At 59.6% G+C, this 13,378-nt stretch carries 16 protein-coding genes; 13 read left to right on the top strand and 3 right to left on the bottom strand.

The genetic code is table 11. The features are described from left to right. The first annotated feature begins 33 nt into the window (after positions 1–33). From ACMDB8_RS20385 to ACMDB8_RS20340, 10 genes are all read left to right on the top strand, one after another. The gene (locus tag ACMDB8_RS20385) at positions 34–783 is read left to right on the top strand and encodes an electron transfer flavoprotein subunit beta/FixA family protein (RefSeq protein WP_007987229.1); all 750 of its coding nucleotides are present in this window, start codon (positions 34–36) and stop codon (positions 781–783) included. Next, positions 784–1,713: an electron transfer flavoprotein subunit alpha/FixB family protein gene (locus ACMDB8_RS20380; protein WP_056727194.1), complete on the top strand. Its 930-nt coding sequence runs from the start codon at positions 784–786 to the stop codon at positions 1,711–1,713. Between the two features lie 80 nt (positions 1,714–1,793). Beyond that, the gene (locus ACMDB8_RS20375; protein ID WP_056727193.1) at positions 1,794–2,645 is read left to right on the top strand and encodes a substrate-binding periplasmic protein; all 852 of its coding nucleotides are present in this window, start codon (positions 1,794–1,796) and stop codon (positions 2,643–2,645) included. Positions 2,646–2,654: 9 nt separating this feature from the next. Continuing rightward, a complete protein-coding gene (locus tag ACMDB8_RS20370) occupies positions 2,655–3,011 on the top strand; it encodes a DUF4398 domain-containing protein (RefSeq protein WP_056727192.1) in 357 nt (118 codons plus the stop codon). Continuing rightward, positions 3,008–3,820, top strand: coding sequence for an OmpA family protein (locus ACMDB8_RS20365; protein ID WP_056727191.1), 813 nt, complete (start codon positions 3,008–3,010; stop codon positions 3,818–3,820). The genes ACMDB8_RS20370 and ACMDB8_RS20365 overlap by 4 nt, the downstream gene beginning before the upstream one ends. A gap of 281 nt (positions 3,821–4,101) precedes the next feature. After that, positions 4,102–5,541 (top strand): PLP-dependent aminotransferase family protein, encoded by a 1,440-nt coding sequence (locus ACMDB8_RS20360; protein WP_056727190.1) that lies wholly within the window; start codon positions 4,102–4,104, stop codon positions 5,539–5,541. 80 nt (positions 5,542–5,621) lie between these two features. Then, positions 5,622–6,101 (top strand): hypothetical protein, encoded by a 480-nt coding sequence (locus ACMDB8_RS20355; RefSeq protein ID WP_056727189.1) that lies wholly within the window; start codon positions 5,622–5,624, stop codon positions 6,099–6,101. Between the two features lie 166 nt (positions 6,102–6,267). Continuing rightward, entirely contained in the window at positions 6,268–6,522 is a 255-nt protein-coding gene (locus ACMDB8_RS20350) for a YkgJ family cysteine cluster protein (protein ID WP_056848076.1), read from the top strand. A gap of 86 nt (positions 6,523–6,608) precedes the next feature. Continuing rightward, entirely contained in the window at positions 6,609–7,214 is a 606-nt protein-coding gene (locus ACMDB8_RS20345) for an START domain-containing protein (RefSeq protein WP_056727188.1), read from the top strand. A gap of 337 nt (positions 7,215–7,551) precedes the next feature. Further along, complete coding sequence (locus ACMDB8_RS20340; protein WP_409078921.1) at positions 7,552–9,645, top strand: LTA synthase family protein; 2,094 nt, start codon at positions 7,552–7,554, stop codon at positions 9,643–9,645. A 59-nt stretch (positions 9,646–9,704) separates the two neighbouring features. Here ACMDB8_RS20340 and ACMDB8_RS20335 read toward each other — a convergent pair whose 3' ends face one another. Continuing rightward, positions 9,705–9,863, bottom strand: coding sequence for a DUF3309 family protein (locus tag ACMDB8_RS20335; RefSeq protein ID WP_172435350.1), 159 nt, complete (start codon positions 9,861–9,863; stop codon positions 9,705–9,707). A gap of 279 nt (positions 9,864–10,142) precedes the next feature. Here ACMDB8_RS20335 and ACMDB8_RS20330 point away from each other — a divergent pair, with 279 nt between their 5' ends. From ACMDB8_RS20330 to csrA, 3 genes are all read left to right on the top strand, one after another. Next, on the top strand, positions 10,143–10,958 hold the full coding sequence (locus tag ACMDB8_RS20330; protein WP_008048965.1) for an SDR family oxidoreductase: 816 nt from the start codon (positions 10,143–10,145) through the stop codon (positions 10,956–10,958). A gap of 64 nt (positions 10,959–11,022) precedes the next feature. Further along, positions 11,023–11,355, top strand: coding sequence for a YnfA family protein (locus ACMDB8_RS20325; RefSeq protein ID WP_056727186.1), 333 nt, complete (start codon positions 11,023–11,025; stop codon positions 11,353–11,355). Positions 11,356–11,510: 155 nt separating this feature from the next. Then, positions 11,511–11,696, top strand: coding sequence for a carbon storage regulator CsrA (gene csrA, locus ACMDB8_RS20320; protein WP_409078920.1), 186 nt, complete (start codon positions 11,511–11,513; stop codon positions 11,694–11,696). Between the two features lie 5 nt (positions 11,697–11,701). Here csrA and ACMDB8_RS20315 read toward each other — a convergent pair whose 3' ends face one another. Further along, positions 11,702–11,929 (bottom strand): YheU family protein, encoded by a 228-nt coding sequence (locus tag ACMDB8_RS20315; RefSeq protein ID WP_056727184.1) that lies wholly within the window; start codon positions 11,927–11,929, stop codon positions 11,702–11,704. Between the two features lie 210 nt (positions 11,930–12,139). After that, positions 12,140–13,330 (bottom strand): osmoprotectant NAGGN system M42 family peptidase, encoded by a 1,191-nt coding sequence (locus ACMDB8_RS20310; protein WP_056727183.1) that lies wholly within the window; start codon positions 13,328–13,330, stop codon positions 12,140–12,142. Positions 13,331–13,378: the final 48 nt, after the last annotated feature.

Below are 13,378 nucleotides of genomic sequence, written 5' to 3'. Positions count from 1 at the left end.
ACTTTCTTTTCACCGGAGAGTAACGAGGAATCCATGAAGGTTCTTGTAGCTGTCAAACGCGTTGTGGATTACAACGTCAAGGTTCGCGTCAAGGCGGACAATTCCGGCGTCGATCTTGCCAACGTCAAGATGTCGATGAACCCGTTCTGCGAAATCGCCGTGGAAGAAGCCGTACGCCTGAAAGAGAAGGGTGTTGCGACTGAAATCGTCGTCGTCTCCGTAGGCCCGTCCACCGCTCAAGAGCAACTGCGCACCGCGCTGGCTCTGGGTGCCGACCGCGCCATCCTCGTCGAGTCCGCCGAAGACCTGACTTCCCTGGCTGTTGCCAAACTGTTGAAAGCTGTTGTCGACAAGGAACAGCCTCAGCTGGTGATCCTTGGCAAACAGGCCATCGACAGCGACAACAACCAGACTGGCCAGATGCTTGCTGCATTGAGCGGCTACGGTCAGGGTACGTTCGCTTCGAAAGTCGAAATCAGCGGCGACAGCGTAGCTGTCACCCGCGAAATCGACGGCGGCGCGCAGACAGTTTCCCTGAAACTGCCGGCCATCGTCACCACTGACCTGCGTTTGAACGAGCCGCGCTACGCGTCTCTGCCAAACATCATGAAAGCCAAGAAGAAGCCTCTCGAAGTGCTGACTCCGGATGCTTTGGGCGTTTCCACCGCCTCCACCAACAAGACTGTGAAAGTCGAAGCGCCGGCTGCACGCAGCGCGGGTATCAAGGTCAAGTCGGTGGCTGAACTGGTCGAGAAACTGAAAAACGAAGCGAAGGTAATCTAAATGACTATCTTGGTTATTGCTGAACACGACAACAAAGTGCTGGCCCCGGCCACGCTGAACACCGTTGCTGCTGCCGCCAAAATCGGTGGCGACATCCACGTTCTGGTTGCCGGCCAGGGCGCTGGCGCCGTGGCTGAAGCCGCTGCGAAAGTCGCTGGCGTGGCTAAAGTGCTGGTGGCCGATAACGCTGCCTACGCTCACCAGCTGCCGGAAAACGTTGCTCCTCTGGTTGCAGAGTTGGGTAAGGGCTACAGCCACATCCTGGCTGCCGCTACTTCCAACGGCAAAAACATCCTGCCGCGCGTTGCCGCTGCACTGGACGTTGACCAGATCTCCGAGATCATCTCGGTAGAAAGCGCCGACACCTTCAAGCGTCCGATCTACGCCGGTAACGCCATCGCTACCGTTCAGTCGAACGCTGCGGTCAAGGTGATCACCGTGCGTGCCACCGGTTTCGACCCGGTTGCAGCTGAAGGCGGCTCCGCTGCCGTTGAAGCTGTTGCTGCTGCCCACGACGCTGGCATCTCCAGCTTCGTTGGCGAAGAACTGGCCAAGTCCGATCGTCCGGAATTGACCGCTGCCAAAATCGTCGTTTCCGGCGGTCGCGGCATGCAGAACGGCGACAACTTCAAACACCTGTACGCCCTGGCCGACAAGCTGGGCGCTGCCGTCGGTGCTTCGCGCGCCGCGGTCGACGCAGGCTTTGTACCGAACGATATGCAGGTCGGTCAGACCGGCAAGATCGTTGCTCCACAGCTGTACATCGCCGTCGGTATCTCCGGCGCGATCCAGCACCTGGCCGGCATGAAAGACTCCAAAGTGATCGTTGCGATCAACAAGGACGAAGAAGCGCCGATCTTCCAGGTGGCCGATTACGGCCTGGTGGCGGACCTGTTCGAAGCCATCCCTGAGCTGGAGAAGCTGGTCTAATCCGGCTGCTTCACTTATAAAGAGCCCGGCCTTTTGGTCGGGCTTTTTTTTGTTCCGGATTTGAATGGGAGTGTGATGCCATGGATCTGCGTCGCCTGTGCGGCTGGTCGTTGCTGCTGCTGGGACTGTCGGCTATGCCGGCACTGTCTGTCGCCGCGGGTAAATGCGAGCGCCTGGTGGTCACCGGCAGCCCGGATGCGCCACCGTACCTGTGGCAAGACCCGCAGAATCCCAAATACCTGATCGGTGCCAGCGCCGATTTGCTGCAGCAAGTGGCGGGGGAGTTGGGGCTCAAGGTCGAACTGCTTTATGCCGGCAAACGCGCCCAGGCCCTGGACGAAGTGCGCAGTGGGCGCATGGACATGCTGGCGGACGCGGCGTTGACCGTCAGCGAGCTGGAAACCCTGGATTACATTCATCCCGCCTTGCTGGAAAACGACTATCTGGTCTGGACTCGCAAGGACTCGACCCTGGTCTACAACGAAGCACAGGACCTGCACGGCCATCTCGGTGCCGTGTCGGAAAAGGCCCGAATGACCGCGCAATTCAGCACCTTTTCCGGGCAGCAACTGACCCTCACGCGCACGTCCAACCTGACCCAGGCCTTTCAGAAACTGCTGTTGGGCGAGGTCGAGTTTGTACTGGCAGGGCGTTACTCGGGCATGGCGACTGCACAGACACTGGGCATGGCCGCTGATCTGATCGCACGCTCACAACCGGTCGACAAACCTGGCCTGTACCTGGCGATTTCCCATGACTCGGCCTGCAACGATCCGTGGTTGCGCGGACAGTTGGCCAAAAAGATGACAGAATTGCCCGCGTCCGGACTGACGGAGGCCGTGCTGATGCGCAATATCGAGCGATGGAAAGCACAACGCTCACAACCACAGCCAATCCCCCAGCAACAACCCGTCAGTACCCCAAAACAGTAAGGATTTTCAGTGAGTATTCGACCTCTTTTCGCTGCCGTGGCCTTTGCCGCCCTGGCGGGTTGTGCAACCGATCCTGCGCCGAATGAACAGATTCGCCTGACCGAACAGGCACTCGAACAGGCCAAGGCCGTGGGCGCCACGGCAGACGATGTGCCGGAAATGAAACTGGCCGAAGACAAGTTCAACCGCGCCAAGGGCAACATGACCGATCAATCCTTCAAAAACGCACGCATGCGGGCCGAACAGGCCGAACTCGATGCGCGCCTGGCTGAAGCCAAGGTGTTGACGGCCAAGAGCGAGGAACAGTTGAACGTGCTCAACACCCGCATCGCCCGCCTGCGCAAGCAACTGGGAGATGCCCAATGAGCCTCAAGAGCAAAGCCCTCGGCGGTTTGATCCTGGCAGGCTGCGTGAGCCTCTTTGGCTGCGCCAGCCAGCACAGCGAGTCCGCGTTGCAGCAGGCCGGTGCCGACTTTCAGAAGGTCAAGGAAGACTCAAATGTACTGCGAATCGCCCCCAAGGACGTGATTCGCGCCGGTGAATCCCTGGCCCGTGCCGATCGCCTGTCCAGCTATTGGGGCAGCGGTTCGGACGTGGTGCATTACGCCTACCTGAGCCAGCGCTACAGCGCCATTGCCCGGGAACACACCAATCAGGTGCTTAACGAAGAGCAGGCGGCAAAACTCGAACTGGAACGGCAGCGCCTGCAACTGGCACTGCGTGAGTCCAAACTGTTCAGCGTGCAGCAGCAAGGCAAATGGCTCGAGGAGCAGATCCTTGCATTGACCACCAGCCAGACCGACCGCGGGCTGGTGATGACCTTGGGCGATATGCTGTTCGACACCGGCGAAGCGGAATTGAAGCCGTCGGCCAACCGTGTGGTGTTGAAGATCGTGCAGTTCCTGCAACTCAACCCCAAGCGTGTGGTGCGGATCGAAGGTTATACGGACAGTACCGGGGGCAAGCAGGAAAACCTCAAGCTGTCCCGCGACCGCGCACAATCGGTGGCTGACGTGCTGATGGACCTGGGTATCGACGACAAGCGCATCCAGGTCGAAGGTTATGGCGACGAGTATCCGGTGGACGCGAATGCGTCGGAACGGGGTCGGGCGCAGAATCGTCGGGTGGAAATTGTGTTTTCCGACGAAAAGGGCCAGCTCGGCGCCGCCCGGTAGGAGCTGGCGGAGCCTGCGATCTTTTGATCTTGCTCTTGCTCTTGATACTCAAGTGGGGCTGGAAAGATCGCAGCCTCGTTTCACTCGACAGCTCCTACAACCCGGCCTGCCATGCAGCGCCGGGTTTTTTTTGCCTGCCGATTACCGCACAAAACAGTACAGATTTTGCTGACACTGCACTGTACGGTCGACTATTGTGGCAACTGTTCCCGTACACTTCTAAACTGTTCCGGTATTGTTTCACACAAGAATAAAATGCCCGTGAAATCGAGTGCTGCGTCATGACCAACCTTTTGCTCTATCAACGTATTGCTCAACAACTGGCCGAAGACATCCGCCGTGGGGTCTATCAGCCGGGGGAGCGCGTGCCTTCGGTGCGCAAGATGAGCTCGCAGCTCAATGTCAGCCATGCGACGGTGTTGCAGGCGTATGCCAATCTCGAAGATCAAGGGTTGATCCGCGCCCGGCCGCAGTCGGGTTACTACGTGCACCAGACGCCGGCACTCACCGCGCCGACGCCGGACATCGCCCGGGTCGAGCGCCCCGGGCTGGTCACCCGCAGCAGCATCATTCAGCAAGTGCTGGTCGAATCCCGTCGTGAAGGTGTCTTCCCGCTGGGCGCTGCGGTGCCGAGTGTCGACTATTTGCCGGTGCGGGCACTGCATCAGCAATTGGCCAAGGTCACCCGTTTCCATAGCCCGCGGGCCTTCAGCTACATGTTCAGCCCCGGTTTCGAGCCGTTGCGCCGACAGGTGGCGATCCGCATGCGCGATGCCGGCGTGGTGGTCGATCCGTCGGAGGTGGTGATCACTCACGGTTGTGTCGATGCGCTGCAGATGTCCCTGCGCGTGCTGACCCGTCCGGGCGATCTGATCGCGGCCGAGTCGCCGACCTATTACGGCTTGCTGCAACTGGCTGACCTGCTGGGCCTCAAGGTCATCGAGATCCCCAGCGATCCCGCCACGGGCATGAGCCTGGAAGCCCTGCAACTGGCGGCCAACCAATGGTCGATCAAGGCGTTGGTGCTGACCACCCGACTGAGCAATCCATTGGGCGGCACCATGCCCGAGGAGCGGCAGAAACAATTGCTGCGCCTGGCGTCGGACTTCGATATCCAGGTTGTCGAAGACGATATCTACGGTGAGTTGATGTTCGAACAGGGGCGCACCAAGTCCCTCAAGGCCTACGATCGGCTGGACCGGGTGATCTATTGCTCGAGCTTCTCCAAGACCCTGTCGCCTGGCGTGCGGATCGGCTGGATGATTGCCGGCAAGTACCAGCAGGAGATCCAGCGCTTGCAGACCTTCAGTACGCATTCCGCGTGCAGCGTGACCCAGATGGGCATTGCCGCGTACCTGGAAAACGGCGGGTACGACCGGCATTTGCGTTTCATCCGTCAGGAATACCGGAAAAACCTCAGTGCCTTCCAGCTGGCCGTGCAGCAGTATTTCCCGGAAGGCACGCAGATGACCCGGCCTACCGGCGGCTTCATTCTGTGGGTCAGCCTGCCGGGGCGGGTCAACACGCAAGAGTTGCACGTGCGGGCATTGCAGCAGGGCATCAGTATCGCGCCGGGACTGATCTTCAGTAATACCGAGCAATTCAATCACTGCATCCGGCTCAACTGCGGCATCCCGTGGAACCGTGAAGCCGAGCGCGCATTGATGACCCTGGGCATGCTGGCCACCCAACTCTGCCAGGAGATGGCCGTCGGTTTGTAACAGGCTGCGACTACGCTTGTCTTGTGGGCTGCAACAGGCCAGCATATGCATCTCTGCCGTTTGCACCCACCGTTGGATACATGAAACCGACTTTTCCTGCCGCCTGGCTTTTGCTCTGCCTGATTGCGAGTATTCAACCGGCATCCGTCGTGGCGGCTACCGAGCAGGATCAGGCAACCGGCAGTTTCCACGTCGCACCGATAGACACCGCACCTGTAAAAAAAGCCTCGGCGGCGAGTAAGCAGGCTGCGCCCGTGAAAAAGCGTCCGCCCATTGCCTCCAAATCGAAACCGGCCAGCGAGGTGGTAAAGACCGAGCTTCCATCTGCCAAGCTGGACCTGAGCTTGCCCAAGGATATGGTTCAAGAGCTCAAGCCGGTCGGAACGGTGCCGTTGGTCAGGCGTGAACCGTTGTTACCCCAGATGTTCGGTGACAAAAGCGGCAGCAGCGAGTTCCAGCTCAATGGCCGCCTGCTCAGCAACGAAATGCAGCTGCAACTGCGAAATGAAGAACGCCACGAGGTCGAAGGCGCGGCACTGGATTTCGAGTTCAAGCAGTAACCCCGTCAGGATCCGCGAGCCGCAGGCCAGACGCTTTGTCGGAGACTGGCCGGTCATGCCCGTTTGCGTTGAAAAACCCGCTCGCAGGTAATTTAAAACAACTGTTTAAGCGGGTACTCTGTGCCCCGTCCATTAACACATTGCTCGTCGCGAGGAGCTTGTCGTCATGAAATGCCGTGAGGGCTGTGGCGCTTGTTGCATTGCCCCTTCCATCAGTTCGCCGATTCCCGGTATGCCAAACGGCAAGGCCGCGGGGCAGCGTTGCCTGCAACTTTCCTCCGATAACCTTTGCAGTATTTTCGGCCAGCCGGAACGGCCGACGGTGTGTTCTGCCTTCGAGGCCGACCCCGAGGTGTGCGGAAGCAGCAGCGAAGAGGCTATCCGGTTGATTGGCTGGTGGGAACAAATGACGGCGGCGTGATGTGTGGGCTTGCACCTCCGAAAAACCTGAAGGTGATCGGAGGTGCAAGCCCAACGAACGGAACTTCAACAATAAGGAATAAGACTATGGGTTCGCTGCATCGTATGGCTGTGTTGTGTGGTTTGACGGTTGCGCTGGCTACCTCGACGGCCCAGGCCGAAGACTGGAAAGTCAAAAAGGACGAAGACGGCATCAAGATCTCCCTGAGTGAAGTGGCCGGCTCCGACTACAAGGCTTACCAGGGCGTCACATTGATGAAGACCACCATGGCCAAGCTGCGTGCGTTGCAGGAAGACGTGCCCGGAGCCTGCGCCTGGATTCACGAATGCAAAACCCAGAAGCTGCTCAAGCACGAAGGTGACCAGAGCTGGACCTACACCCAGTTCAACACCCCGTGGCCGGTTACTCCCCGTGATTCGGTGTTGCACGTCACCACCATCGAAGGCGCCGATGGCAGCCTGACCCGCAAGCTTGAAGGCGTACCGAAGTACATTCCTGAAGAAAAAGGCTTCGTCCGGGTCGCCAAGGTCGACGGTTTCTGGAAGTTCGTCCCCAAGGGCGACCAGATCGAAGTGACCTATCAGGTGCACACTGAGCCGGGCGGCAGCGTGCCGTCGATGGTGGCCAACAAGTTCGTGGTGGATGCCCCGTTCAATACCTTGAAAGCCCTCAAGGAACGCGCCGAGAAGTAAATGTCTCGCGCTTTTGAGGTGACTTCGTAACGCCCCGACTCGATCGGGGCGTTTGCGTTTTTGACCGCTGCGCAGGCTTTAATTTGTTTCTGGATATGCGTTGCACGAAATTTTCACCCACTCTCCAAGACAATTCGCCGGCTCTCCCGTAACACCCTGTGTATTGCTGAATGCAGGATGAAAGAGTCGGGATGAGGGTAGTTATCAATGGCAATGCTGCCGTTGATCGTGCAACATTTGCGCACCGCGCAAACCCCCAGGCCTGGTACGGGCCGAAAAGAGGGCAAGGCGCAGCTGTATTTTTGAAACTTCAACTTCCAATGGGTCCTAAAACGACATGGCAATCCCGGACGCCCTGAATCAGCAGCGAGCTTCTAGTCGCCTGCTGCAACCGACCGTCAAATCGCATCTGGCCTACACGCTGTTGTGTGCCCTGGTCATGATGGTCATGTTCAGCCTGCTGCGCGTCGCGCTGCTGGCTTACAACAGCTCGATGATCCTCGACACACCGGCCTCGACCTTCCTCGAGGCATTCGCCAACGGTCTGCGTTTCGACCTGCGCCTGGTGGTCTATCTCAGTATCCCGTTGCTGCTGGCCTTGTTCAGTGCCCGGGCCATGGCCGCACGCGGGTTGTTCCGTCTGTGGTTGACGATCGTCTCCAGCATTGCGCTGTTCCTGGGCCTGATGGAGATGGACTTCTATCGTGAGTTCCACCAGCGCCTCAACGGGCTGGTCTTCCAGTACGTCAAGGAAGATCCGAAAACCGTGATGAGCATGCTCTGGTACGGTTTCCCGGTGGTCCGTTACCTGCTGGCCTGGGCCGTGGGCACCTGGATCCTGAGCCTGGCGTTCAAGGGCGCCGACCGTGCGACCCGCCCTCGTGGCCCGTTCAGTGGCGGCAGCATCGGCACACGCCAGGTTGCGCCGTGGTACTCGCGTATCGCGGTATTCGTGGTGTGCCTGCTGGTTTGCGTGGTCGCTGCCCGTGGCACCCTGCGCCAGGGCCCGCCGCTGCGTTGGGGTGACGTCTATACCACCGACTCGAATTTTGCCAACCAGTTGGGCCTCAACGGCACGTTGTCGCTGGTAGCCGCCGCCAAGAGCCGGATGTCCGAAGATCGCGACAATATCTGGAAGGCGACCCTGCCGCAGCCACAAGCCCAGCAAGTGGTGCGTGACATGCTGGTGCTGCCGGCCGAGAAACTGGTGGATGCCGACACCGCGGCGGTACGTCGCGATTACACCCCTCCAGCCGACAAGACCCTGCCGATCAAGAACGTCGTCGTAATCCTGATGGAAAGCATGGCTGGTCACTCGGTGGGTGCTCTGGGTGGCCCGGGCAACATCACGCCTTACCTCGACAAACTGTCGAAGGAGGGCTTGCTGTTCGACCGCTTCTTCTCCAACGGTACCCATACCCACCAGGGCATGTTCGCCACCATGGCCTGCTTCCCGAACCTGCCGGGCTTCGAATACCTGATGCAGACCCCGGAAGGCAGCCACAAGCTGTCCGGTCTGCCGCAGTTGCTCAGCGCCCGCGACTTCGACGACGTGTATGTCTACAACGGCGATTTCGCCTGGGACAACCAGTCGGGTTTCTTCAGCAACCAGGGCATGACCAACTTCATCGGCCGTAACGATTTCGTGAATCCGGTGTTCTCTGATCCGACCTGGGGCGTGTCCGACCAGGACATGTTCGACCGTGGCCTGGTCGAACTCAAGGCGCGGGAAAACGGCAAGCCGTTCTATGCCTTGCTGCAAACCCTGTCCAACCACACGCCTTACGCCTTGCCGACGCCATTGCCGGTTGAGCGCGTGACCGATCGTGGCAACCTGAACGAACACCTGACCGCCATGCGTTACTCGGACTGGGCGCTGGGCCAGTTCTTTGAAAAGGCCCGAAAGGAGCCGTACTTCAAGGAAACCCTGTTTGTCATCGTCGGTGACCACGGTTTTGGTAACGAACAGCAGATCACCGAAATGGACCTGGGCCGCTTCAACGTGCCGATGCTGATGATCGCGCCGGGCATCCAGGACAAATTCGGCCAGCGTGACCACACCGTGGGCACTCAGATCGACATCGTGCCGACCATCATGGGCCGCATTGGTGGTGAGGTGCGTCATCAGTGCTGGGGGCGCGACCTGCTCAACCTGCCCGAAGGCGACGCCGGTATTGGTGTGATCAAGCCGTCGGGCAGCGAGCAGACCACGGCCATCCTTACCGCAGACCAGATTCTGGTCCTGCCGAAGGACAAGGACATGGCGCCGAAGTTGTATCAGTATGAATTGGGGGACAAGCCTCGCGCCGAAGTCATTGCCGATGCGCCGCGTACCGCCGAGTTGAAACTCAAGCTCGAAGCGTTCCTGCAAACAGCGACCAAGAGCCTGCTGGACAACACCGCCGGTGTTGTTGATGGCAAGCCGGACTAAGTTGTGACGCAATAGAAAAGAGGCCCTTCAAGGGCCTCTTTTTTTTGCCTGGCGGATATTTATATTCGGCCAAGCAAGAGCAGGATCAACAGCACCACCAATACGACGCCGATGATTCCGGACGGGCCGTAACCCCAACTTCTGGAGTGCGGGAAGACCGGTAAACCACCGATCAGTAACAGGATCAGAATGATGATCAGTATTGTGCCCATGTCTATTTCCTTGTCGAAAATGCAGTGGATTGACCATGCCAATCAAGGTCAGCTGGAATGAAGTAGATTCGAGCTGCTTAAAAATTCCGACTCTTGCGGTTGCAGGAAAATTCCAAGTTTTTTTGAAGTATTTCGGACGGGTTCTTATTTCTTTTGTAGTTGCCTTGGTTGCGTCTGGCGCTCCCGCAGTTTGCTCGGGCCATTCAGCAATCTGATGGAGCGTGGGTCGGGCAACTTCCTTCGCTACACTCGGTGCATCTTCCGAGAACAACAAGGCTGTTTGCTATGCAAAATCGCATGATGATCACTGGTGCAGGCTCTGGCCTGGGTCGCGAAATCGCGCTGCGCTGGGCGCGTGAAGGCTGGCAACTGGCCTTGTCGGACGTTAGCGAGCCCGGCTTGCAGGAAACCCTCAAGCTGGTCCGCGAAGCGGGCGGCGACGGTTTTATCCAGCGTTGCGACGTACGCGATTACAGCCAGTTGACTGCGTTCGCCCAGGCCTGCGAGGTCAAGCTCGGCGGCATCGATGTCATCGTCAATAACGCGGGTGTAGCGTCTGGAGGGTTTTTCAGTGAGTTGTCCCTGGAGGACTGGGACTGGCAGATCGCGATCAACCTGATGGGCGTGGTCAAGGGCTGCAAGGCTTTCCTGCCACTGCTGGAAAAAAGCAAAGGTAAAATCATCAACATCGCGTCCATGGCGGCGCTGATGCAAGGCCCGGCGATGAGCAACTACAACGTGGCCAAGGCGGGCGTGGTGGCGTTGTCCGAAAGCCTGCTGATCGAGCTGGCGCATCAGGAAGTCGGCGTGCATGTGGTGTGTCCGTCGTTCTTCCAGACCAACCTGCTGGACTCCTTCCGCGGCCCGACTCCGGCCATGAAAGCCCAGGTCGGCAAGTTGCTGGAAAGCTCGCCGATCAGCGCTGCCGACATCGCCGACTACATCTATCGGCAGGTCGCCGCCGGCGAGTTCATGATCCTGCCCCACGAGCAGGGACGCATGGCCTGGGCGATCAAGCAGAAGAACCCGCAATTGCTCTACAACGAAATGACCGCCATGGCCGACAAAATGCGCGCCAAGGCCAGGCAATCGGCAAGCTGATCTTGCCCGCAGGCAATGCTGTGGTTAGGGTGGCCGCCATCGGCCATCCTCGCGAGACGCTTGCATGCTCAATTACCTGTGGTTTTTCCTCGCCGCGCTGTTCGAAATTGCCGGTTGTTTTGCCTTCTGGATGTGGTTGCGCCAGGGTAAAAGCATGTGGTGGGTGGTGCCGGCGCTCCTGAGCCTGACCCTGTTTGCCCTGCTGCTGACCCGGATCGAAGCCACCTACGCCGGCCGCGCCTATGCCGCTTACGGAGGCATCTACATCATTGCCTCGATCGGCTGGTTGGCCGTGGTCGAGCGGATTCGCCCCCTGGGTTCGGACTGGCTCGGCGTGGCGCTGTGTGTGATCGGCGCGAGCATCATTCTGTTCGGGCCTCGATTCTCCGTGTCCTGACAGACCAGCCCCTACATTCAATCGGCCTGTCAGACCTTTCCGTAAGTGCCGTACGTCAAGGGCTGTCAGTCCGGTCTGGTTTGCTGTCGGAGCATTGTGGGTGTACGTCGGGCCGGGCATCTTCAAGGGCCAGAAACCCCTGAAGGACACTCCTCATGCTCGTACTCACTCGTGTTGTGGGCGAAACCATTTCCATCGGTGACAACATTACCGTGCGCGTTCTCGCGATCAATGGAAACAACATTCGCTTTGGCGTCGAAGCGCCCCGGGACGTCAACGTGCACCGCTGCGAAATCTACGAACGCATCCAGAAAAAACTGGCGAAAACCAAGGGGCGCTGAAGACTTCAGTCAAACAGGTGTTTGGGCACGTCGTGCTTGAGCATCAGTTGGCACTGCTCGCTTTCCGGGTCGAAGACAATCAGTGCCTGGCCCTTGGTCAGCGCCTGGCGCACGCGCAGTACACGGGTTTCCAGGGGCGTGTCGTCACCATTGTCCGTGCCGTCGCGGGTCACGAAATCCTCGATCAGGCGGGTGAGGGTGTCGACTTGGAGTTGGTCGTGGGGGATCAGCATAGGCACCTCGGTTGGATCAATGGCGCGATGCTACGGCGATTGGCCGGTATCGGCTAGCCTGGGATTTGATGTCGTCTGCTCTGACGCCATCGCGAGCAAGCTCGCTCCCACAGGGTTCAGTGGCGAACCGGGTAATTGTGTTCACCACCGATCAACTGTGGGAGCGAGCTTGCTCGCGATGGCGATCTCTCCAGCAACAAAAAAACCGGATCAGCTCTCCGAACGCTGCCCCACCAGGCTGTCCACCGACGGTACCCGCGTGTCGCTTTCCATCTGAGTGTCATGTTCGAGCTGATGGCTGAAGCGATCCAGTGAGCCCTTGGCCGGTTGTGCATCGCTGGCAAACACGGGCGGGCTGAGGATGTACGCACCGAGCAGGCGGCTCAGGGCGGCGAGGCTGTCGATGTGAGTGCGCTCGTAACCGTGGGTGGCATCGCAGCCGAAGGCGAGCAGGGCGGTGCGAATATCGTGGCCGGCGGTGACCGCCGAGTGTGCGTCGCTGAAGTAGTAGCGGAACAGGTCCCGGCGTGCCGGCAACTCGTTGTCGCTGGCCAGGCGCAAGAGGTGGCGCGACAGGTGATAGTCATAGGGCCCGCCGGAATCCTGCATCGCGATGCTCACCGCGTGCTCGCTGGAGTGTTGGCCTGGCGCGACCGGTGCGATGTCGATGCCGACGAACTCACTGACATCCCAGGGCAGCGCCGCCGCCGCGCCGCTGCCGGTTTCTTCGGTGATGGTGAACAGCGGATGGCAGTCGATCATCAGTTCTTCGCCACTGTCGACGATGGCCTTGAGCGCCGCCAGCAGTGCGGCCACCCCGGCCTTGTCGTCGAGGTGACGGGCACTGATGTGGCCGCTTTCGGTGAACTCCGGCAGCGGGTCGAAGGCGACGAAATCGCCGACGCTGATGCCCAGCGACTCGCAGTCGGCACGGGTGGCGCAGTAGGCGTCCAGGCGCAACTCGATGTGATCCCAACTGATTGGCATCTCATCCACGGCGGTATTGAATGCGTGCCCGGAAGCCATCAGCGGCAAGACGCTGCCACGGATCACACCACTGTCGGTAAACAGGCTGACCCGGCTGCCCTCGGCAAAACGGCTGGACCAGCAGCCGACGGGCGCGAGGGTCAGGCGGCCGTTGTCTTTCACTGCACGTACCGCCGCGCCGATGGTGTCCAGGTGGGCGGAAACGGCGCGGTCGGGGCTGTTCTTCTTGCCCTTGAGCGTGGCGCGGATGGTGCCGCGACGGGTCAGCTCGAAGGGAATGCCCAGTTCTTCAAGGCGTTCGGCGACGTAGCGCACGATGGTGTCGGTGAACCCGGTGGGGCTGGGAATGGCGAGCATTTCCAGCAGCACTTTTTGCAGGTAACCGAGGTCCGGCTCGGGGATTTTGCTGGTCATGGAAACTCCTGATTGGTTATCGCCTGTTCGGCCGCCTTCGCGAGCAAG

Source organism: Pseudomonas monachiensis (genome assembly GCF_047345015.1).
GTDB classification, from domain to species: domain Bacteria; phylum Pseudomonadota; class Gammaproteobacteria; order Pseudomonadales; family Pseudomonadaceae; genus Aquipseudomonas; species Aquipseudomonas monachiensis.
This window is presented reverse-complemented; position numbering and strand designations above follow the sequence as displayed.

Coding starts and splice junctions, on each gene's coding strand:
- ACMDB8_RS20385 (WP_007987229.1), top strand. CDS start 34: ATGAAGGTTCTTGTAGCTGTCAAACGCGTTGTGGATTACAACGTCAAG.
- ACMDB8_RS20380 (WP_056727194.1), top strand. CDS start 784: ATGACTATCTTGGTTATTGCTGAACACGACAACAAAGTGCTGGCCCCG.
- ACMDB8_RS20375 (WP_056727193.1), top strand. CDS start 1,794: ATGGATCTGCGTCGCCTGTGCGGCTGGTCGTTGCTGCTGCTGGGACTG.
- ACMDB8_RS20365 (WP_056727191.1), top strand. CDS start 3,008: ATGAGCCTCAAGAGCAAAGCCCTCGGCGGTTTGATCCTGGCAGGCTGC.
- ACMDB8_RS20360 (WP_056727190.1), top strand. CDS start 4,102: ATGACCAACCTTTTGCTCTATCAACGTATTGCTCAACAACTGGCCGAA.
- ACMDB8_RS20355 (WP_056727189.1), top strand. CDS start 5,622: ATGAAACCGACTTTTCCTGCCGCCTGGCTTTTGCTCTGCCTGATTGCG.
- ACMDB8_RS20350 (WP_056848076.1), top strand. CDS start 6,268: ATGAAATGCCGTGAGGGCTGTGGCGCTTGTTGCATTGCCCCTTCCATC.
- ACMDB8_RS20345 (WP_056727188.1), top strand. CDS start 6,609: ATGGGTTCGCTGCATCGTATGGCTGTGTTGTGTGGTTTGACGGTTGCG.
- ACMDB8_RS20340 (WP_409078921.1), top strand. CDS start 7,552: ATGGCAATCCCGGACGCCCTGAATCAGCAGCGAGCTTCTAGTCGCCTG.
- ACMDB8_RS20330 (WP_008048965.1), top strand. CDS start 10,143: ATGCAAAATCGCATGATGATCACTGGTGCAGGCTCTGGCCTGGGTCGC.
- ACMDB8_RS20325 (WP_056727186.1), top strand. CDS start 11,023: ATGCTCAATTACCTGTGGTTTTTCCTCGCCGCGCTGTTCGAAATTGCC.
- csrA (WP_409078920.1), top strand. CDS start 11,511: ATGCTCGTACTCACTCGTGTTGTGGGCGAAACCATTTCCATCGGTGAC.
- ACMDB8_RS20315 (WP_056727184.1), bottom strand. CDS start 11,929: ATGCTGATCCCCCACGACCAACTCCAAGTCGACACCCTCACCCGCCTG.
- ACMDB8_RS20310 (WP_056727183.1), bottom strand. CDS start 13,330: ATGACCAGCAAAATCCCCGAGCCGGACCTCGGTTACCTGCAAAAAGTG.